Origin of the sequence: Vagococcus humatus, from assembly GCF_003950325.1 — a bacterium.
In the GTDB taxonomy this organism is placed as follows: Bacteria; Bacillota; Bacilli; order Lactobacillales; family Vagococcaceae; genus Vagococcus_C; species Vagococcus_C humatus.
Window position 1 is genome coordinate 183,017 of sequence record NZ_PXZH01000002.1, and the last position, 22,440, is coordinate 205,456.

Genomic DNA, 22,440 nt, shown 5'->3' on the forward strand with positions numbered 1-22,440 from the left:
TGTTATCAAGTAAGGAGGATAAAGAATGACAAAAAAGAAAAAGAAAGAGATTTTGTTTAATTTAATCAAAATTACAATTGGTTCATTAATTTTCGCAACGTCCGTGAATGTTTTTGCATTACCTAGTAGTTTAGGGGAAGGTGGCGTAACCGGTGTAACCATGATTTTATATTACACAAATCAAATTCCAACTGCGTTAACAAATGTCGTGTTAAATACTATTTTATTAATTATTGGTTATAAATATTTGGATAAGCAGACGGTATTTTATACGTTATATGCTATTGCCTGTATGTCACTATTTTTACATTTTACCGAAACGATTCATTTTATTCCTTCTGAAAGAATTGTAGGCGCCATTGCAGCAGGAACTTTAATGGGGTTTGGTATGGGAAGTATTATGCGAGGAAATGGTACAACTGCTGGTAGTGCTATTTTAGCTTTACTTGCCAACAAATATTTAGGTTGGAATAAAAGTTATGCTTTATTGTTTTTCGACTTAATTGTTGTATTACCATCTACATTAATCATTGGGTTAGAAAGTATGTTGCTGACTGTCGTATCATTAGCTGTTTCTACTAAAATTTTAGACTTTATTTTAGAAGGATCCAATCCGAAGAAAAGTGTGGTTATTATTTCAGAAAAGCATGAAGAGATTGCTAAAAAAATCAGTCAAGATTTGGAAAGAGGTATTACTGTTGTTAGAGGTGTTGGTTATTATAAACGTAATGAGAAAATTTTATTGTATGTAGTAATCGATCGCCCTCAAGTGTTACAAATTCAAAATCTGATTGAAGAAATTGATCCAACTGCATTTGTTATTTTCAATAATGTCCAAAGTGTTATTGGCGAAGGCTTTACCTGGGAGTTAATGGATACTGCTGATGATAATCCTAACCAAATATAAATAGAAAAAACTGATTGTCCGAAAAGACAATCAGTTTTTTTAGTCTAGTGATAAAGTAGGAGCTTGTTGTTGATATTTATGTTGCAACATCACATTAAGTAGACGAATAGCTAAGTGGGGATTTTTAGCTAAAATCGGTCCATGAAAATAAGAACAATAAGTGTTTTTATAAATAGCGCCCTCTGTTTTATCTTGCCCATTATTTCCAAAGCCTGTTTGGACAGTCCCTAATGGTTTTTCAGATGGGCCAATAAAAGTGACTCCATTATGATTTTCAAAGCCAGTATAGGTTTCGTTAAATGTTTCGTTGTGAATAGTGACATCTCCGATAAAACGGTTATTTACTTGGCTTTCTGTATAGTGATCCAATGCACCAATCCCTTGTATTTTTTCACCATTAGCCCCCATATAATAATGTCCAAGTAGTTGGTAGCCACCACAAATGGCTAAAAAAGGTCCATCATTTTCTATATAATTTATTAAGGCTTCTTTTTTGGTTTGAATATCTTTTGATACAATGAGTTGTTCAAAGTCTTGTCCTCCGCCAAAAAAAATAAAATCATATTTTTCAGGTTGAAAAGGTTCATGGATGCTCACAATTTCTGTATTAAATTGAATATTATTTTTTTTAGCAAAATAATTTAAAACAAGTAGGTTCCCATTATCGCCATAGGTATTTAGTAAGTTACCATATAAATGACAAACATTCAGGGTAAAAGTTTCTTCCATGATTACACTCCTTCTTTAATATATCCTTGGTTAGCCAGTTCTTTCCGCAGTTGTAAAACAGCGGTATAAGTTGCTAGAATATAAACTTTTTCAGTCGGTAATTGTTTAATCGCTGCAATAGTCGCTTTTAAATCAGGCTCTTCTATTAGCTGATTTTCTAGACCAGCAACTTGTAAGCGAAAGGCAATGTCATGATGACGTTCCCCAGAAGCAATCACTTTAGGCACATTCATTTCAGTGAAGGCTTCATAATTCGCATCCCAAATCCAACTAGTATCGATCCCGTCAGCATAGTTAGCATTTAGCATAGAAACGAGGGAAAAAGGCTGTGGAGCTAATTTAATCATATCGATAACTTGATTAATGCCGACTGGATTTTTAACTAAAATAAGTTGGCAAGTTTTATCTTCAATTTGAATGACTTCTTGTCGACCAAATACTTTTTCATCATAAGCCAAGCCTTTTCGAATACTACTAGGTTGGATGTGATAGTAGTTAGCAACACTAGCAGCAGCTAAAGCGTTATATACGTTATATAATCCACCAACTTCAATACTATAGGACTCTCCGTCAATAACAAAACTAGCTTTTTGATCTGTCATATCAGTAAGCTGGGTTAAGGTATAAGTTAACTCTGGACGAGTAAAACCACAATTTGGGCAGTAGTAATGACCTAAATTACTATAGGTAATCATTTTATAATGAAGAACATGGTGGCAAGTAGGGCATAAAACTCCATCTGTATTAAAATGAGCTAATTGTTCTTCTTCTTTTTTATGATTAAACCCAAAATAAAGTCTTGGGTTAACAGTTTCCACTGAGTTAAAAATTGGCAAGTCCCCATTACATAAAATAGGGGCTTTTGGCGCTTTTTTAGCACCGTCAACGATTAATTTATAAGTGGTATAAATTTCTCCGTAGCGGTCCATTTGATCTCTAAAAATATTAGTAAAAACAAATAAAGAGGGAGTTAAATAGCTAGTGACTTTACTTAAACTAGCTTCATCTATTTCTAAAACAGCAAAAGTTTTTCCTTGTTTATTTTTTTTACTAGCTAAAAATGTCGAAACAATTCCTTGAATCATGTTAGCACCAGTCGTATTGGTTACTACATGGTCGTATTCTTGTTTTAATATATTAGTAATTAAAGCGGTAGTTAACGTTTTACCATTAGTACCAGTTACTACAATGATTTCATAATCTTTAGCGAGAGACTGAAGAACATGAGGGTCGATTTTTAATGCAAGCTTTCCTGGATAGCTACTGCCTCCTTTAGTAAAAGTTTTTAAAAACCAACGACTAAGCTTTCCAGCTGTGATTGCTAAGTGACTTCTTAAAGACATATTCTTCCTCCTAAATCAATTCGTCTTATTCTAATGCAAGGTTAAAGCCAATTTATCATACCATATAATATTACTTTTTTTAATAGTTTGAAATTCTGCAAGGATAATTTTAAGAAAAACCTATGCAATTTTGCATAGGTTTAACCGATAATAATTTGCTCTGTAGGATAAGTATAGCCTTTGTCTTTTTTTTCTTTGGGAATAAATAGAAGTAACGTATAAAGCATGCCTACTCGGCCAATAAACATAAGTGAAGCAATAATAATTTTACCAATAGTAGACAAATCACTAGTAATACCTAATGATAAACCAGTAGTTCCAAAGGCAGAGGCTACTTCTACAATGAGAGCGATTAACGAATGGTTTTCAGTAATAGATAAAATAATTACAGAAATAAAGCACATAAGTAAGGATAAGTTAAATACAATCACTGCTTTTTTTATATCGTCATTGGAAATACGTCGTCCAAAAATACTAATGTTTTCTTCGCTTTTAATAAATGAAGTCATGTACAAGCCTAAAATAGCTACAGTAGTGGTTCGCACACCACCACCTACCGAGCTTGGACTACAACCGATAAACATAAAGGAAGAAAATAGTAGTAAGGTAGGAGTTTGGAAATTAGCTAAATCATGAATTTGTAGACCAGCATTTCGAGTGGTCATTGAGTAGAACATGGCATTGATCCAGCGATTTGACTCAGTCATATTAGCAAATAAATGATTTTTTTCTAGTAGATAAATACTCACAGTTCCTACTATAAAAAGTATGAAAAACATGAGCAAAGCTAATTTACTAAATAAAGAGAAACGGAAAGGAAACTCGTGTTTTTTTTGTCTAAAAATGATCCATTCTTTAAATTCCATAATGACAGGAAAGCCAATTCCTCCAATGGCAATTAGAAAAATTATAGATAGGAGAAAAAAATGATCATTAGCATATGGAATAATCGAGTGGCCAGTGACATCAAAGCCAGAGTTAGTTACAGCAGAAATAGCTTGATAAAATCCATTAAATAAAGCATCACTAATCGTTGCATGGTGTTCTTTGTAATAAAAATAAATAGAAAATAGGCAACCGAAAATAATTTGGAGCCACAGCAAGATACTTAGTGCCGTTCTAATTAGTCTAACAATCCCACTAAGTTTTGGTTGGTTCATATCAGTCATAATCAATTGTCGCTGTTTTAAGGTAATTTTTCGCTTGGAAAAAATTAAAAAGAAGGTAGAAATCATCATAATACCAAATCCACCTACTTGAAAGAAAATTTCTAAAAGGATGACTCCTCGGCGATTAAATACCTGGCTAATATCAAACGTGCTTAAACCAGTCACGCTGACAGAACTAACTGCCATAAAAAACATATCTAATGGAGCCACTTTCACTCCTTCATTTTGGAAAAAGGGGAGCTGGAATAAAATGAATGCTAATAAAGTTAAGACAATATAGTAGATAACAATAATTTGTACGCTTGAAAAAGTAGTTGCAATGAAATGTGTCACATCTCTTTTATAGGCAGCAATTTGCCGATTGAAGTGCACGGATATCCCTTCTTTCTTCAGTCAGTGATTACATTTAGTATAGCGATATTTAAATGTAAATACAAAGTTTACCTGAAAGAATAATTTTAAAAATTACTCAAATTCCATAAATAGATCCCTATTTTTTTAAGATATGTGATACACTAAGTTTTGATGAAAAAGTCGATATTTTTAGATTAGAAGAAAGAGGAACGTGGACGATCATGAGTATTAATCCTAAGTGCCCTAATTGTGGGTATATCTCAACAAGCGGCGAAGATTTTTGCCCACATTGTGATAGATTTAAGTACGAAAGAAATCGTACTTTATCTAGCAAATCGCCATCTGAAGTTTCTCAGCAAGCGTCATCTTCTCAGTCAACAGAAACTATTAATTTACTTACCGAAGATACAGCTAAACCAGAATTAGCGAAAAATCAGCCAGATGCTACAGATAATCAGCAAGAAATTGTTGAAGATGTAACAGAAACAGATGGGCTAACAAATCAAGAACTGGATGATTCTCATTCAAATGATGAGCCAAGTGATTTTTGTGAAGAAAATAGGATAGATGAGTCAAAACAAATAAATGAGGATAATGTCTCTGAAGATGAAGAGCTAGAAGAGCATCAAGTGGATCATTCTTTAGTGGAGGCTTTAACAGCCAATCATGAAGACATTCATTTAGAAGATGTTGTTAAGAATAAAGATATTACGATGGCAGAAATTGATTTACTAAATGATGTAAAAGAAAAAGAACTTCTTATAACAGAAGAACAAGAAGAACAAGAAGAACAAGAAGAACAAGAAGAACAAGAAGAACAAGAAGAACAAGAAGAACAAGAAGAACAAGAAGAACAAGAAGAACAAGAAGAACAAGAAGAACATATTGTAGACGAAGGGTTGAACGAATTACCTACGGCAGTTAGCATTGCAGAACCAGAACCAGAACCAGAACCAGAACCAGAACCAGAACCAGAACCAGAACCAGAACCAGAACCAGAACCAGAACCAGAACCAGCTAGCTCAAATGAAGATTCAGAAAATTCAGATATTCAAGAAGAAGTGGATCAAAGGGAAGAGGTTGCCCAATTACGCACACAATTAGAAGAATCATTAACTAAAAAACAAACAACCACCCAGTTAGAAGCTCCTGACTTAGAGGAAACAGACGTGACACCTTCTAAGAAAAAAAGAGTATCTAAAAAATGGTTAGGGTTTATTACGGTTATACTGCTAATAATTGCAGGAGTCGTGGGCATTCAGAAGTATCAAGAACAAAAAGAACAAGAAAGACAAGTTGCTATCACTCAACAAGTGAAAAAACTTGATCAATCTTTAGCAGATATTTATGCGGATGATAATAATGAATATTTAGCAGCAGGAGTCGCTCAAAAAGATTTAAATTATGTTAAACAAGGCATTAAAAAATTAACAGAATTAGAAGCTCCCGCTAAAGCGAAAAATTATCAAAGTCAATTATCAACTGTTCAAGCTAAATTTGACTTGGTCCAAGGAATTAATGATCAATTTGTCCAACCAATTATAGTAGAAGATAAAATCAATCAGACTGCTTATTTAAAAGAAGACTACAAGCTTCCTGAAAAAGTAGCTAAAGAGGGCGATTCTTTTACTCAGTTATATAATCAAGCAGTAGATGAAGGGATTAGGCAAGATCAATCTATCAAAAATTGGTTGAAGTTAGTTGAACAGGTGTATGACCAAGATACCAAAGTACTTAAAGATGATATCACCAAGGATAAAGTTGAGGCGCTTAAAAATAGTCTTAAAGAGATGAAAAACCCAACTTACCAAAAAGAAACAGAGAGCATTATTCAAACTGCTGAAACTAAATTAGCAGAAAAAGAAAAAGAAGCACAAGCGAAAAAAGAAGCAGACAAGAAAAAAGCAGAAGAAGAAAAACGAAAAGCTAAAGAACGAGAAGAAAATGGCGAAGGAGTTTGGGCATGGAATCCAGGCATTAAAGAGCAAGTGATTGAAAAATGTCTAAGTCGAGGCTATATCGTTCCAGATGGCTATAAATTAGTAAAAAGAGAAGTCCAAGGAAATGCAGGGTTATATGATTTATATGCAACCAATACCCAATCACCTCTCCTTCAAAATCATAGTGATAAAGAATTGCCAATTTACTTAGTAACCATTAATTGTAAAGATGGTTTTTTCTGGGGGAATGGACCTAACTAGTTTTTTTAATTAACATGATTATCAGAACAAGTTGTTCGATTAAATAGATCAATAGAAAACAAGTAAAAAAAGACGCTAAACTGACAGTAAAGTCGATTTAGCGTCTTTTTATTTGTTTAAATTTGTTTAAGAGTCTAAGCCAATAAGATAATCGTCATCTCTCATCGCTTCTACAGCACCTAATAGATAACCGTTCCCTACTTGAGAGAAGAAATCATGGTTAGATGTTCCAGTTGAAATACCATTCATGACAATAGGATTGACATCATTAGCTGTATCAGGGAATAAAGGGTCCATTCCAAGATTCATTAAGGCTTTGTTGGCATTATAACGTAAAAATGTTTTCACGTCTTCTGTCCACCCTAAATCATCGTAGAGTAGCTCTGTATAAAGTTCTTCATTAGCATAAAGATCGTATAATAAATCATACATCCAGTCCCGCATTTCATTTTGTTCAGCTTCCTCTAACTCATTAAAGCCAAGTTGAAACTTATAGCCAATATAAGTACCATGTACAGATTCATCTCGGATGATTAATTTAATGATTTCTGCTACATTGGCTAGTTTATTGTTACCTAAGTAATATAAAGGAGCGTAGAAACCGGAGTAAAATAGAAAAGTTTCTGCGAAAACACTGGCTACTTTTTTTTGTAAAGCTGTACCTGTTCGGTAAATTTCGTTAATGGTTTCTGCTTTTTTTTGTAAGTATTCGTTTGTGTTCGTCCATTCAAAAATTTCATCAATTTCTGCTTTAGTATTAAGTGTACTAAAGATAGAAGAATAGCTTTTAGCATGAACAGATTCCATAAATTGAATGTTGTTTAAGACAGCTTCTTCATGTTGTGTGCGGCAATCTGGACGAATCGCTTCAATGGCACTTTCTGATTGGATCGTATCTAATAAGGTTAGTCCACCAAACACAAGACCAATGTTTCTTTTTTCAGCGTCATTCATTTTACGCCAATCATCTAAATCGTTAGATAAAGGAATTCTAGTATCTAACCAAAATTGTTCTGTTAGTTTTTCCCAAGTAGATTTATCAATCATATCTTCAACGTTATTCCAGTTGATTGCTTCATAATAAGTATAACTCAATGTGTTTTCCTCCTTTAAATGACACAACTTTCGCATGAATTACTACCAATTTCAGTTTCATCTTCAGTAAAGGTCCGCACATAATAAATGGATTTAATCCCTTTATGGAAAGCATAGTGTCTTAAAATGTTTAAATCTCTTGTTGTTTGTTTTGACTCTTTATCTTTCCATTCATATAAACCTTCTGGTATATCAGAACGCATAAATAAAGTTAAACTCATTCCTTGATCCACATGTTTTTGAGCAGTGGCATACACATCAATAACTTTTCTCATGTCCATATCATAAGCTGAAGTGTAATAAGGAAGTGTTTCATTATTTAAATAAGGAGCTGGGTAATAAATTTTTCCGATTTTTTTCTCTTGACGTTCTTCAATTAGGCGAGTAATAGGATGGATACTAGCACTAGTATCATTAATATAAGAGATAGATCCATTTGGTGCTACTGCTAACCGGTTTTGATGATAAAGACCATCAGCTTGGATATGTTGTTGTAACGCTTGCCAATCCTTTGCAGTTGGAACAAAAATATCTGAGAAAAGTTGTTTAACTTTATCTGTTTGCGGCACAACAGGCTCATTAATGTATCGATCGAAATAAGAACCATCCGCATAGCTCGATTTATCAAAATTGTGGAAAGTTTGTTTTCTTTCTTTGGCAATTTGGTTACTTTCTACTAAAGTCCAATAGTTTAATAGCATAAAATAAACATTGGTAAAATCAATAGATTCTTTAGAACCATATTCCATTTGGTTTTTAGCAAAATAAGAGTGAAGACCCATAGCACCTAAACCAATGGTATGATTTTGTTCATTACCATGTTTAATAGAAGGAACAACATCAATGCTAGAGGCATCTGTTACATAAGTTAAAGCACGGGTCATTGTTCGAATAGACTGACCAAAATCAGGACTGTCCATTAAATTAGGGATATTGGTTGAACCTAAGTTACAGCTAATATCTGTTCCTAAGACTTCATACATTTGTTGATCATTAACACGGGAAGGTGTTTGAACTTGTAAAATTTCAGAGCAAAGGTTACTCATAATGATTTTGCCATCAATTGGGTTTTGACGATTAGCTTCATCAATATTGATAATGTAAGGATAACCAGACTCTTGTTGTAATTTACTAATTTCATTTTCTAAATCTCGTGCCCGAATCCGTTTTTTACGTATATTTGGGTTAGCCACAAGGCGGTCATATTCTTTTGTGATATCCACATAAGCATAAGGAACTCCGTATTCTCGCTCCACGCTATAAGGGCTAAATAAAAACATATCTTCATTTTTTCGAGCTAGTTCATAAAATTTATCTGGAACAGTAATCCCTAGTGATAAGGTTTTAACGCGAATTTTTTCATCCGCATTTTCTTTTTTAGCAGATAAAAACATTTCAATATCTGGATGGAAAATATCTAAATAAACTACCCCAGCACCTTGTCGTTGTCCTAATTGATTACTGTAGCTAAAACTGTCTTCAAATAATTTCATAACAGGTACAACACCACTACCAGCACCTTCGTAGCCTTTAATAGGAGCTCCAGCTTCTCTTAAATTAGATAAGGAAATACCTACACCACCACCAATTCGTGACAATTGTAAGGCGCTATTGATTCCTCGGCCAATACTATTCATATCATCAGTTAATTGGATTAAAAAGCAAGAAACTAATTCTCCTCGGCGTTTACGGCCAGCATTTAAAAAGGAAGGAGTAGCAGGTTGATAACGTTGGTGAATCATTTCGTCTGCTAATTGTTTCGCTAGTTTTTCATCCCCATCAGCGAAGTAAAGAGCATTGAATGCTACTCGGTCTTCATAGGTTTCTAAGTAAGCTGTTCCTTCATTATTTTTAAGTGCATATTGAGAATAAAATTTATAAGCAGCCATAAAGGAGTTAAACTGAAAGTTTTGGGCTTCTAAAAATTCATAGAGGGAAATAATAAATGAAAGAGAATATTTTTCAATAAATTCTGTTTCTAAATAATTTTCAGAGATTAAATACGTTAATTTTTCTTCAATAGTAGGGAAAGTTAATGTATTAGGTTCTACATTTTCTTTAAAGAAAGCTTCTAAGGCTTCTTTATCTTTATGCAAAGGGATTTGACCATCAACGGGTCTATTTATTTCATTATTTAATTCAAAATAAGAGACATCAGTTAATTCTTTTAGACTCAATTTGATTCACTACCTTCTTAAAATTTTTTACATCTTCATCAGTTCCACTAAACTCAAAAGCAAAGACAAGAGGAACATGATAATCTCTAGCAATATCTTTTGCTGTATAAATAAATAAATCAGCAAAATTACGATTGCCACCACCAGCTACACCTTGTAGATAACTAGCATTTGATTTGAACTCAATAAAATCGTTCACTACTTCAGTGACATCACTATCGTAAGTAGGAACGACTAATAGGTAAGGTTCATTTAATTCAACATAAGGATTATTTAGATCAATTTCGTAATTAGGGAGTTCCAATTTACGAATAAATCGACGAGTTTGTCCAGTAACTGAGAAATAAACAAGTTTCATAGTTACACAGCCAATGCTTTTAATTGATCAGGACGGAAACCAACGATTGTTAGTTCTTCATTTTTAACAATAGGCACACTTTGATAGCCTTGTTGTTTTAGCACGTCCACATATTGTGGTTGTTCTTCTATATTGATCTCTTGAAAGGAAACTTGGTTTTCTGACAAGAATCTTTTTGTCATTTTACATTGTGGACAGTTATTTTTAGTATATATAATGATGTTTTTCATAATGAAAACCTCCATTTAAATTTTCTAGTTGATAATAATTAGTATACCTTCTATAGATTAAATGTCAACTCAAAACACAAGATATTGTGCTAAGAAGATATCTAACCGCTACCTTTAGTGGTTCATTGTTTCACAATACTGATTTATTAGGAATTATAATGCTTTGTTACGACTCGTAACTAATAATAGTTAAAAATTATTTTACTGTCATTCTTGAAATAATTGAAAATTGTATGAAAATTCTTGTTATGTGAATATTTCCACTATTGACAAACAAATAGCCAATGATTATTATGGTAGTAAGTAATGAGAACGATTATCAATAACGATATCTATATAAAGAGGAGATTCTATGAAATTAACAGATGCAACAGTTGGCAAATATTATCAAATTCAACATGTCTCTACTACAGAAGGTGAGCAGAGTTTGGAGAAGAATGGTTTGTCCAAAGGGCAGAAAATTATTTTGTTAGGGAAAAATGAACAAAATAATTATGAAATAGGTACACCTGTTCGTAGAATTCAAATGACTCCCCATGTTTCAAGCCAAATTGAAGTAGAAAAGTATGAAGAGAGCACTTATCGAACTAGTCATCTATGTTCGTTAGAGGAAGCTCCTTTCCATGAGGCAATGTCGATTGACTACATTATTGGTAAAGATAGTGTTAAGCGAAGACTGATGGATATGGGGTTAACAAAAGGGACCAGCATTACTAAAATTAATGTAGCCCCTCTAGGCGATCCTATTGAATTTTCCGTTCGAGGTTATAAATTAACCTTACGACAAGAAGAGGCCCAAAGAATTATTGTAAAGGATAGATAACATGACAAATATATCAATCGCCTTAGTAGGTAATCCTAATAGTGGGAAAACAAGCATTTTTAATGCTGTTACTGGTGCTAATCAATTTGTAGGTAACTGGCCTGGGGTAACAGTAGAAAGAAAAGAAGGACAATATATTCAAAATGAAAAAGTTCTAGTCCAAGATTTACCAGGTATTTACTCTTTATCTCCTTATACACCAGAGGAGGTAGTAGCTAGAGATTATTTGATTGGTCAACAACCAGATGGCTTAATCGATGTTGTGGATGCCACCAATCTTGAGCGAAATTTATACTTAACCTTGCAGCTAATTGAAATCGGTGTGCCGATGGTCATCGCTTTAAATATGATTGATGTGATTCGAAAAGAAAATAAACGAATTAACATTGAAAAATTAGCGTATGGTTTAGGAACACCAGTGATAGAAACAAGTGCTACCAAACAAATTGGTATTCAAGAAGTAATGAAGAAGGCTATTCATGTTCATAACGAAGAAATGGTATCAGGTCAAGGGATAAAATATGATCACCGACTAGAAGCAGCTCTATCAGAAATTCAAGGAATTCTTACTGAAAATGAGGTTGGATTAGATCATCTTCGGTGGTTTAGTATTAAATTTTTTGAACGAGATCAAAAAATAATGCAAGAAAATTCTTTGCCAGAAAAAGCTAGTCAAGAAATTGAAGAAATTATTCAAATGACAGAAAAAATACTAGGTGAAGACAGTGAGAGTATTATTATTAATGAACGTTACCAATTCATCACTCAGCTAACTCAGTTATGTGTAGTGTCTACTGAAGATAGTAAGGAAAATATCAGTGACCGAATTGATAAAGTGATAACGAATCGTTGGTTAGCTCTTCCGATTTTTGCTTTTGTAATGTGGTTAGTTTATTTTCTATCTATTCAAACTGTAGGAACTATGGGAACAGACTGGGTTAATGACGTATTATTTGGTGAAATTGTCCCCAACCATGTGACGAACTTTTTACAAAGTATTCAAGTAGCTTCTTGGATGGAACGAATGATTGTAGAAGGAATATTAGCAGGAATAGGGGCGGTTTTAGGCTTTTTACCTCAGTTAATGGTTTTGTTTTTATGTTTGTCATTTTTAGAAAATTGTGGCTACATGTCACGGATTGCCTTTGTACTAGATCGTATTTTTAGACGATTTGGTCTATCTGGTAAATCTTTTATCCCGATGTTAGTGGCAACAGGTTGCGGAGTACCAGGGATTATGGCTAGTCGAACGATTGAAAATGAAACGGATCGCCGTATTACTATCATGGTGACAACATTTATTCCTTGTTCTGCCAAATTACCAATCATCGCTTTGATTGCAGGAGCTTTTTTCCCTCATAGTTCTTGGGTTGCTCCTTCTGCTTATTTTGTAGGCATGCTAGCGATTGTTTGGTCTAGTATTTCCCTTAAAAAATTTAAAGTCTTTAAAGAGGATCCAGTTCCTTTTATTATGGAACTTCCACCTTATCATATGCCTAAGTTACGTTCAGTGTTACAACCTACTTGGAACCGAAGTAAATCTTTCATTAAAAATGCAGGAACCATTATTTTTGTTTCAAGTATTTTGATTTGGTTTTTATCAAACTATAACATTCGTTTACAAGCTGTTAGTGAAAATGAAAGTATGTTAGCTGGGATTGGTTCAGGGATTGCTTGGTTATTTGCTCCTTTAGGTTGGGGAACTTGGCAAGCAACAGTGGCAACTTTTACTGGTTTAGTAGCGAAAGAAAATGTAGTAGGAACATTTGGCGTTCTTTATGGTGGTGTGAAAGAAGTATCTGAAAGTGGACTAGAAGTTTGGCAAGTGTTAAGACAAGCCTATACACCACTAGCAGCTTATTCCTTCCTATTATTTAATCTTTTATGTGCGCCATGTTTTGCAGCTGTAGGAGCGATTCATAGAGAAATGGCTGATTGGCGTTGGACAGGTATGGCAGTTGCATTTCAATGTGCTTTAGCTTATGCGATTAGCTTTATTGTGTACCAATTAGGATTTGTTTTCTTAGGATACGGACCAGTTGGTTTAGGATTTGTAAGTTCCATTGTTCTATTAATGGTAATGATTTATTTATTGGTTCGTCCAACTGAAAAGAAAGTAACGATTTTATCTACTATTTAGCGGATAAGTGTATAGCGACAAAGGAGAAAAAGAATGTCAACTTTATTAATTGGTTTAGGCGTGTTTGGTTTTTCAGGATATGTTATTTACCGAAAGGTTGTTAAGAAAGATAAAAAAAGTTGTTGTGAAGACTGTGATTGTGCAGTTAAACATCTAGATAAATAAGACGAAGCAATTTGCTTCGTCTTATTTTTTTTAAAAAGTACTTGATGTTATACAATCATAGTGCTAAAATGTTCCTTGTAGCAAGTTCGGGCTGTTAGCTCAGTTGGTAGAGCAACGGACTCTTAATCCGTGGGTCGTGGGTTCGATCCCCCCACAGCCCATTGGGTGCCAAACCCGCAAGAATGGTATCAGGTTGGCGTTTTCGGACGTTTCGAAAACCTGATACGCATTCTTTTTTTTTTATAAGTAAAATCCCCTTCTAGATGATTAGAAGGGGATTTTTTAATAACCAATCGTTGAAATTTGCCAATCAGATAAAGGTAGGGTGGTTACTTTATCGTCTTGATAAATAGTTAAACTAACTGCTCCTTTCTCATTAACTAAGTCAAACAAATCTAGTAAAAGAACAGCTTCATATTGTTCCGTATCTGTATTGACTGTTGCTTTTGTGACATTTGTGTAAAGTTTTTCAGTATAGTTTTTTAAATTAACTAAATTAATACTAGTCATTATCTTACTCCCTTTCCTTTTGTTTAAAGAAAGTATATCGAATAATTCTTTAAGTGAAAAGGGTAAGTAATAGAATTAACAGAAGATTTACAAATAACTTTACTTATAATTTACATAGAAAAGAAATCAAACTTTACAAACACTTGTTAGGATAAAGGTGTCCAAAAGACAATAACATTTTTGATTAAGAGGAGATTAATATGAAGAAAAAAAGTATGGCACTCACTTTTATTAGTTTGTTAATGGTAGGAACGCTAGCAGCCTGTGGAAGTGGTAAAGAAGAAGGAAGTCAATCAACAGACAAAGAAACACCGACTTCATCTAAAAAGGTAGAAATAAGTGCAGTAGGTTCAACCGCTTTACAGCCATTAGTAGAAAAAATTGCAGAAATTTATCAAACAGATAATCCTAATTACTCAATTGTTGTTCAAGGCGGGGGAAGTGGGACAGGTTTAGGTCAAGTGGCAAGTGGCGCAGTGGACATTGGTAACTCTGATATTTATGCAGAAGAAAAAGAAGGTATTGATAGTAAAAAATTAACGGATCACCGAATGGCAGTCATTGGGATTGCTCCTGTTGTTAATAAAGAAGTTGGAATCAAAAATTTATCCCATGAACAGTTAGTCGATATTTTTACAGGTAAAACAAAGAACTGGAAAGATGTTGGCGGAAAGAACGAAGAAATTGTTGTAGTGAACCGAGCACAAGGTAGTGGGACACGGGCAACTTTCGAACAATGGGGATTAGATGGTAAGGGAGCTGTAGATTCACAAGAACAAGATTCATCTGGAACTGTTAAAAAAATTGTAGCAGAAACTCCAGGAGCTATTAGTTATTTAGCTTTTTCTTATCTAGATGATTCCTTACAAGCTGTTTCTCTTGATGATGTAGAACCAACAAATGAAAATGTAGCAGATAATCAATGGAAGATTTGGTCATATGAACATATGTATACCCAAAAAGATGCTAAAAAAGAAGTCAAAGAATTTTTAGACTATATCTTAACAGAAGATGTTCAAAATCATGTAGTCAAAGAATTAAACTATATTCCCATCACACAAATGAAAGTAGAACGCTCATTAGATGGTACAGTTAAAGATAAATAAGTTCTGTCAACTTTGTCTGAATAACGTATAATAATAGAAGGAGAGTGATTAACTATGAAACATGTTTTAGTGGTTGATGACGAACCTTCTATTACTACATTATTGAAATATAATTTAGAAAAAGAAGGGTATACCGTTACAGTGGCTTATGATGGGAAAGAAGCCTTACAAATGGCGTTGTCAGATTCTTTTGATTGTATCGTCTTAGATTTAATGCTACCTAAATTAGATGGATTTGAAGTAACAAAAGCTCTAAGAAGCCAACAAATTCGGACCCCTATTTTGATGTTAACGGCTAAAGATGATGTGGTAGATAAAATTGTTGGGTTAGAGATGGGAGCCGATGACTATTTAACCAAACCTTTTAGCCCTAGAGAGTTAGTAGCTAGAATGAAAGCCATTGACCGACGTTTAAATTTAACTAAGGTAGATGAAGATATGGCAGTTCCTGCTTTAATTTCAGAAAATGCTATTACTATTGGGGAGATTACCATTTATCCATTAGTCTATCAAGTAGTTAAGAAAGAAAATAAAATTCAATTAACTAAAAAAGAATTTGATTTACTACTTTATTTTATGAAACGTCAAAATAGAGTCATAGACAGAGAAACGTTACTATATGCTATTTGGGGCAATAATGATTTTTATGGACAAACCAGAACAGTGGATATTCATGTGAGTCATTTACGGGAAAAAATTGAAGACAATCCCAAACAACCAGAGTACTTGATAACAGTTCGTGGTTTTGGTTATAAATTTCAAGATCCTAAGAGTGTAGTCTAATGAAAAGGCGAGAGAAAAAGTCTACTTATTATATTATTCTAGTGTTGTTACTTAGTTTAGTTTTGAGTTTAGTTGGCGCTTTTTATACTAATCGTTTTTTTTATCAGGAAGTGATTGAACAACAAACCAGTCGTTTAGCTCGTGAGATAGATGTGTTGAATGGGACTTTTCAACAAACAACGTTAAATGAGTATGTGGATCAAGTGTCTCACTTACATTTAACTCAATATGAGCGGATTACTATTCTTAATTCAGAAGGAATCATTGTTTATGACTCTTCTAAAGAAGACTCGGCAGTAGGAACTCGTACCAGTCGACCTGAAATAAAGGTTTTAATGGAGGATCATAAGCAACAAGGGGCTTCTCTTAGAGAGAGTCATACAATCGGAGAGAAATTATTATATGTGGCTAAGCCGATAAAATACCGAGGAGATGTACTAGGATATATTCGTCTATCGGAAAAGTTTCGTGGCTTTTCTCAAACGATTAAAGAGTTTCGCTTGTTACTATTTATAATCTTTTCGTTATTACTTATAGTTAATTTAGGCTTGATTTTATATGTTTATCGCCGCAATCAACAGCCATTAAAATATTTAATTCCTGTGATTGAAGACGCCATCGATAAACCAGAGCAAGAGCAAGTCTTAGAAACTTCTTGGTCAGACTGGAATCAGACCTATGAGTTACTTAATCAACTTTTACAAAAAAATCAGTTGCTTTATTATCAGCAGCTATCAAATGAAGAAAAGTTTTATTTTTTAATGAATAGTCTTAATTTAGGGGTTTGTTTGTTTAATGAAGAGTTAACTATCCTGTCTCACAATCAGGTCGTGGAAGACTGGTTTTTTAATCAACAAAAAGAGGATCAGTTTTCTATCCAACAGTTACCTCAAGCAGTTCAATTATTAATGGAACAGGCACGAGATAAAGAAACAGAAGTCCAAGAAACTTTAGTTGTTTCGACCTCACAGGAACAATTTTTTCAAGGAGTAGTAAGGCTACTACCAAGTAAAACCAATCAACAAAATGAATACTTACTTATTCTATATGATATAACAGAAGTAATGCAGCTGGAACAAATGCATAAAGATTTTATTAGTAATATTTCTCATGAGTTGAAAACACCGACTACCTCAATTATTGGATTTTCAGAAACGTTATTAGACGGAGCTTTAGAAGATCCAACAGTTGCCCGTGACTTTATTCAGATTATCCATAAAGAAGCTAACCGGTTATATGATTTAATTCAAAAAATATTGCAACTTCTGCAAACTGAAAAAACACAGCCAGAGCAAGATATGTTAAGAGTGCCACCACAATTAGTGATTGAAGAAGAATTAGACCGCTATCAGCCGATGATTTTAGAAAAAGAATTATCGATTCGGTTTCAGTTAGATGAGTTATCTGAATTAGTACCGAGTGAGTTTTTTCAGCCAGTTGTCAAAAATTTATTAGAAAATGCTATCACTTATACAGAAAAAAAAGATATCATTTATATTCGTCTGTTTAAACGAGATGAGATGCTTTTTTTTGAAGTAGAGGATACAGGAATTGGTATTTCTGATCAAGATCAACAGCGTTTGTTTGAAAGGTTTTACCGAGTAAGTAAGTCCAGACAGCGTAATCAAGGGGGATCAGGGTTAGGACTATCAATTGTTAAACATTATGTAGAGCTTCTGCATGGTACTGTATTTTTAACTAGTCATTTAGGTGAAGGAACAAAAGTGACAGTCCAGATACCTATGATCTAAATAAAAGCCAAAACTTACCGGTTAAGTAAGTTTTGGCTTTTTGTTTGGTTAATTTAGTTAATAGGTAGGAAATTATTCAATTTGTGATGGAGAGGTTCCGTAATATTTTTTAAATAATTTACTAAAATGATAGGCATCTTCATAGCCAACAATTTGGGCTACTTCTTTGACAGATAATTGGTCATGATGAAGTAGTTCTTTTGCATGTCTTAACCGAATATGAATTAAATAATTAATCGGACTCATATCTGTTTCTTCTTTAAAAACTTTAGATAGATGAGTTTTACTGACAAACATTTTTTCAGCTAATTGTTCTAAAGTAATCTCTTTTTGATAATGATTTTCTAAATAATAAATAGTTTTTTCTACTAAACGTTGTTTTCTTTGGTCAGAGGAAGTCAAAGAAGGGGATAGATAATCTAAGTTTGAAGTAGCATCTAGACTTCGTAAGACTAACACAAGCATTTCTGTAATTAAAGCCTTAATCATAAGACGGGCTTCTAAGTGATCAGAGTTGATTTCTTGGACTACTTGCCAAGCTTTTTCTAAAAAGACTCCGTGATAAGCACCTAATTGTAATACCGCTTTAGAATGAGGAAATCTATTTTTAGGTAAATTTGTCAAAAATAAATTGTCAATCCCAATATGTAGTTGATGGGAATAAGTGCCAGAGTGTTGTTGCTCACCGTGGACTACTTGAGGATTGAACAACAAAACTGTACCTGCCATAAGTGAGTAGTTTTGATTGTCAATAAAATAATGAGACTCACCTTCTAAAATAATAGAAAATTCTAGATGATCATGTTGATGTAAGGGACTCTCATTATTCGGTTCATTCCAAGGATCAAAAGCATATAAGATATGAGGATTAAAGGTTTGGTTGTTTACATACATAGCCAAAAGAATCTCCTTTCATGAAAGATAGTCATATTGTACATCATTTTAAAGAAGAATGCCCATTCAAATTATAAAAAAAAAGAGTAGTCTTATATAGCAAATAAAGAATAAAAGGAGGCTTATAGCTGTGAATAGTTTTGAATGGATTTGGCAATATTCAAAAAAATTTTGGAAGTACGGTGTGATTGCTATTATATTAGTTATTATCAATGCGGCAACCATTGCTATTAATCCATTATTAACCGGTAAAATAGTAGATGAGGTAATTGAAGGAGGAAAAGAAAATTTATTAGTTCCCTTATTACTTATTATGATAGGGGTTACATTTTTTAGAACAGCTGTCCGCTATTGTTATCAACTATTATTTGAGCGAATAGGACAAAATACCTTGTTTGATTTAAGAATGGATTTGTATCAAAAGTTGCAAGAATTGGATTTCGATTTTTTTAATCATACGCGAGTAGGAGATATTATGGCACGAATGACTGGAGATACTGATGCTATCCGTCATTTTGTTTCCTGGGTTACTTATAACATTTTAGAAGCTATTTTATGGTTTGTGATTGCCATCATTGCGATGGGAACCATTAATATGAAATTAATGCTTTCTTTAGTAGCTGTGACGCCAATTATTTTTATTTTAACGAAAAAAATGGCGAATGAGTCTCAAGCCGCTTTTTTTGAAATTCGTGAAAGTTTTTCAAGATTAAATTCAATGGTAGAAGAAAATATTGGCGGAAACCGAGTAGTTAAAGCTTTTGCTCGTGAAGCTTATGAAATTGAAAAATTTAATCAGCATAATGATGATTTTAAAGAAAGAAATATGGGGGCCGCTGATATTTCTAAAAAATATTTACCTTGGTTAGACGGCTTAGCTGGCAGTTTAACTTTAATCACTTTATTAGTAGGTGGTTTGTTTGTCATGTACGGTGAAATGACATTAGGAGAACTTGTCACATTTAATGGTTTTTTATGGATGCTTAATATGCCAATGCGAATGAGCGGATGGCTAGTAAATGATGTGCAACGGTTTAATGCAGCTTCGATTAAAATTAGACAAATGTTGACGACTACCCCTAGTATTCCAGTTGCTCAATCTTTAGACCAATTAAAGATTGAGGGTCATGTTACTTTTAAAGATGTTTCTTTTCATTTTTCAGATGATCCTACAACTGAGGTATTATCTCATATCAGTTTTTCAGCTAAACCAGGTCAAACTATTGGGATATTAGGAGAAACTGGTTCTGGAAAAACAACCTTAGTTAATTTGATTGCTCGGTTTTATGATGCTAGTTCTGGTGAGATATGGATTGATGGAAAGCGAATTGAAGAGTACCCTGTTCGTCAGCTAAGAGAGAATATTTCAATGGTTATGCAGGATGTGTTTTTATTTTCCAACACCATTCAAGATAATATTGCCTTTGGTACTCCAGAAGCTGATTTAGGTTATGTGAGTCAAATTGCGAAAATTGCAGATGCTCATGGATTTATAGCTAGCATGCCAGAAGGTTATCAAACCATTGTGGGAGAAAGAGGAGTAGGTTTATCAGGGGGACAGAAACAACGGATTTCTTTAGCGCGAGCGTTAGCTAAAAATCCTTCTATTTTAATTTTAGATGATACTACTTCAGCAGTTGATATGGAAACAGAATCTAAAATTCAACAGGAGTTAACTAAATTAACAGGTGAAAAAACAACATTTATTATTGCCCACCGGATATCATCCGTTCGAGATGCTGATTTAATTTTGATGATGTCTCATGGAAAAATTGTTGAGCGAGGGACTCATGAGGAGTTAATTCAACAGCAAGGCATGTATTTTGACGTGTATAAAAAACAATTAGGGTTAGAAGAGGATGAATTAAAAGGAGGTGCTAAGCTTGGCTAGAAATAAGTTTGATGTGGATGAGGAGTTAACTCAGGAATTTAATTGGAGCTATTATAAACGGTTAGGTGCTTATATCAAACCTTACCGAAAGCAAGTTTGGAAAATATTAAGTGTGATTATTGTCGCTAACTTGTGTGCCATGCTTGGACCTTATTTTACTAAAATTGCTATTGATCAAATTATTCCTAACCATAATATTTCATTATTAGTATGGATTAGTGGTATTTATTTAGTGGCTTTAGCTGTCATGGGCTGGTGTTTAAGGTACCGAATTTATCACATTACAGAATTAGGTCAAAATATGTTGAAAGATATGCGTTTCTCTATTTTTGAGCATTTACAAAAGTTACCTTTTTCTTATTTTGACAATCGTCCCCATGGCAAAATATTAATTCGGGTAGTTAACTACATTAACACTTTAAGCGATTTGTTGAGTAATGGATTAATCAATTTAATTTCAGATGTATTTACGGTCATCATTACTTTACTAGTTATGATAGCCATTGATGCTAAATTAACATTATATAGTTTAGCTCTACTACCTATTTTATTTGTTATAGTTATGTTGATTAAAACAAAGCAGCGAAAAGCTTATCAAGTGCTAAGTAATAAGCAATCCAATTTAAATGCGTTTATTCATGAAAGTATTGCAGGAATTAAGATTACCCAATCTTTTGCCCGAGAAAAAGAAAACGATATGATTTTTACTGAAGTCAGTGAAGATTACCGCAGTTCTTGGATGAAAGCTATTTATGTCCAGTTTGCCCTTTGGCCAGCAGTCAATAATATAGCAGTAGTGACAACCTGTTTGATTTATTTTGTTGGAATTAAACAAATCGGTGTAAATGTTAGTACAGGAACCTTGATTGCTTTTATTGGATACATTAATAATTTTTGGAATCCAGTGATTAACATTGGAAATTTTTATAATTCGTTAATTACAGCTACTGCTTACTTAGAAAGAATTTTTGAAACTTTAGATGTAGAACCAGATATTAAGGACCGACCTCATGCAATTGATATGCCTAAAATTAAAGGAGAAGTTAGCTTTGATCAAGTGACGTTTAGATATGAAGAAGGTAAAAATATTTTAAGTCAGGTTAGTTTTAAGGTTCAGCCAGGAGAAAGTGTGGCTTTAGTTGGGCCGACTGGTTCAGGTAAAACAACTATTGTTAATTTGTTAAGTCGTTTTTACGATGTTAATGAAGGCAGTGTGCAAATTGATGGGATAGATGTTCGAGATGTACATCTTCAGTCTTTGCGGCAGCAAATGGGAGTAATGATGCAAGATACCTTTATTTTTTCTGGAACAATTTTGGAAAATATTCGCTATGGTCGGTTAGATGCAACCAAAGAGGAAATTATAGAAGCAGCTAAAATTGTTCGAGCTCATGATTTTATTCAGGAGCTAAAGGATGGTTATGACACAGTTGTAGAAGAAAGAGGTAGCACTTTATCAGCAGGACAAAGACAATTGATTTCATTTGCTAGAGCTTTATTAGCCAATCCTAGAATTTTAATTTTAGATGAAGCTACTGCTAATATTGATACTAAAACGGAAGAGTTATTACAAATAGGTTTATTAGAGTTATTAAAAGGACGCACTAGTTTTATTATTGCTCACCGTTTATCTACTATTAAAAATAGTGATAAAATCTTTTACATTGAAGCAGGAAGAATTAAAGAAGCAGGAAGTCATCAAGAATTAATGGCAGAAAAAGGCTATTATTATCGTCTTTATCAATCTCAATATGATTTATTGCGTCAAATGACTTAGTTAAAAACAAGGGGCCTAGTTATAGGTGCCTTGTTTT

General features: G+C 33.5%; 19 protein-coding genes and 1 tRNA gene. 11 read left to right on the forward strand and 9 right to left on the reverse strand.

What is annotated here, in order from left to right; all coding sequences use genetic code 11:
• Positions 1 to 25 precede the first annotated feature (25 nt).
• Entirely contained in the window at positions 26 to 907 is an 882-nt protein-coding gene (locus tag C7P63_RS05960) for a YitT family protein (protein WP_125943250.1), read from the forward strand.
• A gap of 39 nt (positions 908 to 946) precedes the next feature.
• Here the strand turns inward: C7P63_RS05960 and C7P63_RS05965 are convergent, their stop codons facing one another.
• The 3 genes from C7P63_RS05965 to C7P63_RS05975 form a co-directional block, all read right to left on the reverse strand.
• Positions 947 to 1,636 carry a type 1 glutamine amidotransferase gene (locus tag C7P63_RS05965; protein ID WP_125943251.1) on the reverse strand — a complete coding sequence of 230 codons (690 nt, stop codon included), beginning with the start codon at positions 1,634 to 1,636 and terminating at the stop codon, positions 947 to 949.
• 2 nt (positions 1,637 to 1,638) lie between these two features.
• The gene (locus tag C7P63_RS05970) at positions 1,639 to 2,979 is read right to left on the reverse strand and encodes a Mur ligase family protein (protein ID WP_125943252.1); all 1,341 of its coding nucleotides are present in this window, start codon (positions 2,977 to 2,979) and stop codon (positions 1,639 to 1,641) included.
• 140 nt (positions 2,980 to 3,119) lie between these two features.
• Positions 3,120 to 4,520 carry a TrkH family potassium uptake protein gene (locus C7P63_RS05975; RefSeq protein WP_125943253.1) on the reverse strand — a complete coding sequence of 467 codons (1,401 nt, stop codon included), beginning with the start codon at positions 4,518 to 4,520 and terminating at the stop codon, positions 3,120 to 3,122.
• A 203-nt stretch (positions 4,521 to 4,723) separates the two neighbouring features.
• Between C7P63_RS05975 and C7P63_RS10270 the strand changes: the two genes are divergently transcribed.
• A complete protein-coding gene (locus C7P63_RS10270) occupies positions 4,724 to 6,703 on the forward strand; it encodes a cell division site-positioning protein MapZ family protein (RefSeq protein WP_165863787.1) in 1,980 nt (659 codons plus the stop codon).
• A gap of 126 nt (positions 6,704 to 6,829) precedes the next feature.
• Here the strand turns inward: C7P63_RS10270 and nrdF are convergent, their stop codons facing one another.
• From nrdF to nrdH, 4 genes are read right to left on the reverse strand one after another with little or no spacing between them, the layout of a single operon-like run.
• Complete coding sequence (nrdF, locus tag C7P63_RS05985) at positions 6,830 to 7,798, reverse strand: class 1b ribonucleoside-diphosphate reductase subunit beta (RefSeq protein ID WP_125943254.1); 969 nt, start codon at positions 7,796 to 7,798, stop codon at positions 6,830 to 6,832.
• A gap of 14 nt (positions 7,799 to 7,812) precedes the next feature.
• On the reverse strand, positions 7,813 to 9,975 hold the full coding sequence (gene nrdE / locus C7P63_RS05990) for a class 1b ribonucleoside-diphosphate reductase subunit alpha (RefSeq protein WP_125943255.1): 2,163 nt from the start codon (positions 9,973 to 9,975) through the stop codon (positions 7,813 to 7,815).
• Positions 9,953 to 10,333: a class Ib ribonucleoside-diphosphate reductase assembly flavoprotein NrdI gene (gene nrdI, locus C7P63_RS05995; protein WP_125943256.1), complete on the reverse strand. Its 381-nt coding sequence runs from the start codon at positions 10,331 to 10,333 to the stop codon at positions 9,953 to 9,955. The genes nrdE and nrdI overlap by 23 nt, the downstream gene beginning before the upstream one ends.
• A 2-nt stretch (positions 10,334 to 10,335) precedes the next feature.
• Positions 10,336 to 10,563: a glutaredoxin-like protein NrdH gene (gene nrdH / locus C7P63_RS06000; RefSeq protein ID WP_125943257.1), complete on the reverse strand. Its 228-nt coding sequence runs from the start codon at positions 10,561 to 10,563 to the stop codon at positions 10,336 to 10,338.
• 352 nt (positions 10,564 to 10,915) lie between these two features.
• Between nrdH and C7P63_RS06005 the strand changes: the two genes are divergently transcribed.
• From C7P63_RS06005 to C7P63_RS06020, 4 genes are all read left to right on the forward strand, one after another.
• The gene (locus C7P63_RS06005; RefSeq protein WP_125943258.1) at positions 10,916 to 11,386 is read left to right on the forward strand and encodes a FeoA family protein; all 471 of its coding nucleotides are present in this window, start codon (positions 10,916 to 10,918) and stop codon (positions 11,384 to 11,386) included.
• A 1-nt stretch (position 11,387) separates the two neighbouring features.
• On the forward strand, positions 11,388 to 13,526 hold the full coding sequence (gene feoB / locus C7P63_RS06010; RefSeq protein WP_125943259.1) for a ferrous iron transport protein B: 2,139 nt from the start codon (positions 11,388 to 11,390) through the stop codon (positions 13,524 to 13,526).
• 33 nt (positions 13,527 to 13,559) lie between these two features.
• Positions 13,560 to 13,691, forward strand: a complete 132-nt coding sequence (locus C7P63_RS06015) for a FeoB-associated Cys-rich membrane protein (protein ID WP_125943260.1) — start codon at positions 13,560 to 13,562, stop codon at positions 13,689 to 13,691.
• Between the two features lie 88 nt (positions 13,692 to 13,779).
• Positions 13,780 to 13,852: transfer RNA gene (locus C7P63_RS06020), tRNA-Lys, on the forward strand.
• A gap of 121 nt (positions 13,853 to 13,973) precedes the next feature.
• On the opposite strand, the gene C7P63_RS06025 is transcribed toward C7P63_RS06020, so the two are convergent.
• Positions 13,974 to 14,201: a hypothetical protein gene (locus C7P63_RS06025; RefSeq protein WP_125943261.1), complete on the reverse strand. Its 228-nt coding sequence runs from the start codon at positions 14,199 to 14,201 to the stop codon at positions 13,974 to 13,976.
• A gap of 200 nt (positions 14,202 to 14,401) precedes the next feature.
• On the opposite strand from C7P63_RS06025, the gene C7P63_RS06030 reads away from it, so the two are divergent.
• The 3 genes from C7P63_RS06030 to C7P63_RS06040 are packed head-to-tail and all read left to right on the forward strand — an operon-like array spanning position 14,402 to position 17,841.
• The gene (locus tag C7P63_RS06030) at positions 14,402 to 15,307 is read left to right on the forward strand and encodes a phosphate ABC transporter substrate-binding protein PstS family protein (RefSeq protein ID WP_125943262.1); all 906 of its coding nucleotides are present in this window, start codon (positions 14,402 to 14,404) and stop codon (positions 15,305 to 15,307) included.
• A 54-nt stretch (positions 15,308 to 15,361) separates the two neighbouring features.
• Positions 15,362 to 16,090: a response regulator transcription factor gene (locus tag C7P63_RS06035; protein WP_125943263.1), complete on the forward strand. Its 729-nt coding sequence runs from the start codon at positions 15,362 to 15,364 to the stop codon at positions 16,088 to 16,090.
• On the forward strand, positions 16,090 to 17,841 hold the full coding sequence (locus C7P63_RS06040) for a sensor histidine kinase (protein ID WP_125943264.1): 1,752 nt from the start codon (positions 16,090 to 16,092) through the stop codon (positions 17,839 to 17,841). Before C7P63_RS06035 ends, C7P63_RS06040 begins: the two co-directional genes overlap by 1 nt.
• Positions 17,842 to 17,913: 72 nt before the next feature.
• Here C7P63_RS06040 and C7P63_RS06045 read toward each other — a convergent pair whose 3' ends face one another.
• Positions 17,914 to 18,735 (reverse strand): helix-turn-helix transcriptional regulator, encoded by an 822-nt coding sequence (locus C7P63_RS06045; protein ID WP_125943439.1) that lies wholly within the window; start codon positions 18,733 to 18,735, stop codon positions 17,914 to 17,916.
• Between the two features lie 130 nt (positions 18,736 to 18,865).
• Between C7P63_RS06045 and C7P63_RS06050 the strand changes: the two genes are divergently transcribed.
• Positions 18,866 to 20,626 carry an ABC transporter ATP-binding protein gene (locus C7P63_RS06050; RefSeq protein ID WP_125943265.1) on the forward strand — a complete coding sequence of 587 codons (1,761 nt, stop codon included), beginning with the start codon at positions 18,866 to 18,868 and terminating at the stop codon, positions 20,624 to 20,626.
• A complete protein-coding gene (locus tag C7P63_RS06055) occupies positions 20,619 to 22,403 on the forward strand; it encodes an ABC transporter ATP-binding protein (RefSeq protein WP_125943266.1) in 1,785 nt (594 codons plus the stop codon). Before C7P63_RS06050 ends, C7P63_RS06055 begins: the two co-directional genes overlap by 8 nt.
• The last annotated feature ends 37 nt before the right edge of the window (positions 22,404 to 22,440 follow it).

What these genes read in the sequence shown, in the direction of transcription:
- C7P63_RS05960 (WP_125943250.1), top strand. Translation starts at nt 26, where the DNA reads ATGACAAAAAAGAAAAAGAAAGAGATTTTGTTTAATTTAATCAAAATT.
- C7P63_RS05965 (WP_125943251.1), bottom strand. Translation starts at nt 1,636, where the DNA reads ATGGAAGAAACTTTTACCCTGAATGTTTGTCATTTATATGGTAACTTA.
- C7P63_RS05970 (WP_125943252.1), bottom strand. Translation starts at nt 2,979, where the DNA reads ATGTCTTTAAGAAGTCACTTAGCAATCACAGCTGGAAAGCTTAGTCGT.
- C7P63_RS10270 (WP_165863787.1), top strand. Translation starts at nt 4,724, where the DNA reads ATGAGTATTAATCCTAAGTGCCCTAATTGTGGGTATATCTCAACAAGC.
- nrdI (WP_125943256.1), bottom strand. Translation starts at nt 10,333, where the DNA reads ATGAAACTTGTTTATTTCTCAGTTACTGGACAAACTCGTCGATTTATT.
- nrdH (WP_125943257.1), bottom strand. Translation starts at nt 10,563, where the DNA reads ATGAAAAACATCATTATATATACTAAAAATAACTGTCCACAATGTAAA.
- C7P63_RS06005 (WP_125943258.1), top strand. Translation starts at nt 10,916, where the DNA reads ATGAAATTAACAGATGCAACAGTTGGCAAATATTATCAAATTCAACAT.
- feoB (WP_125943259.1), top strand. Translation starts at nt 11,388, where the DNA reads ATGACAAATATATCAATCGCCTTAGTAGGTAATCCTAATAGTGGGAAA.
- C7P63_RS06015 (WP_125943260.1), top strand. Translation starts at nt 13,560, where the DNA reads ATGTCAACTTTATTAATTGGTTTAGGCGTGTTTGGTTTTTCAGGATAT.
- C7P63_RS06025 (WP_125943261.1), bottom strand. Translation starts at nt 14,201, where the DNA reads ATGACTAGTATTAATTTAGTTAATTTAAAAAACTATACTGAAAAACTT.
- C7P63_RS06030 (WP_125943262.1), top strand. Translation starts at nt 14,402, where the DNA reads ATGAAGAAAAAAAGTATGGCACTCACTTTTATTAGTTTGTTAATGGTA.
- C7P63_RS06035 (WP_125943263.1), top strand. Translation starts at nt 15,362, where the DNA reads ATGAAACATGTTTTAGTGGTTGATGACGAACCTTCTATTACTACATTA.
- C7P63_RS06040 (WP_125943264.1), top strand. Translation starts at nt 16,090, where the DNA reads ATGAAAAGGCGAGAGAAAAAGTCTACTTATTATATTATTCTAGTGTTG.
- C7P63_RS06045 (WP_125943439.1), bottom strand. Translation starts at nt 18,735, where the DNA reads ATGTATGTAAACAACCAAACCTTTAATCCTCATATCTTATATGCTTTT.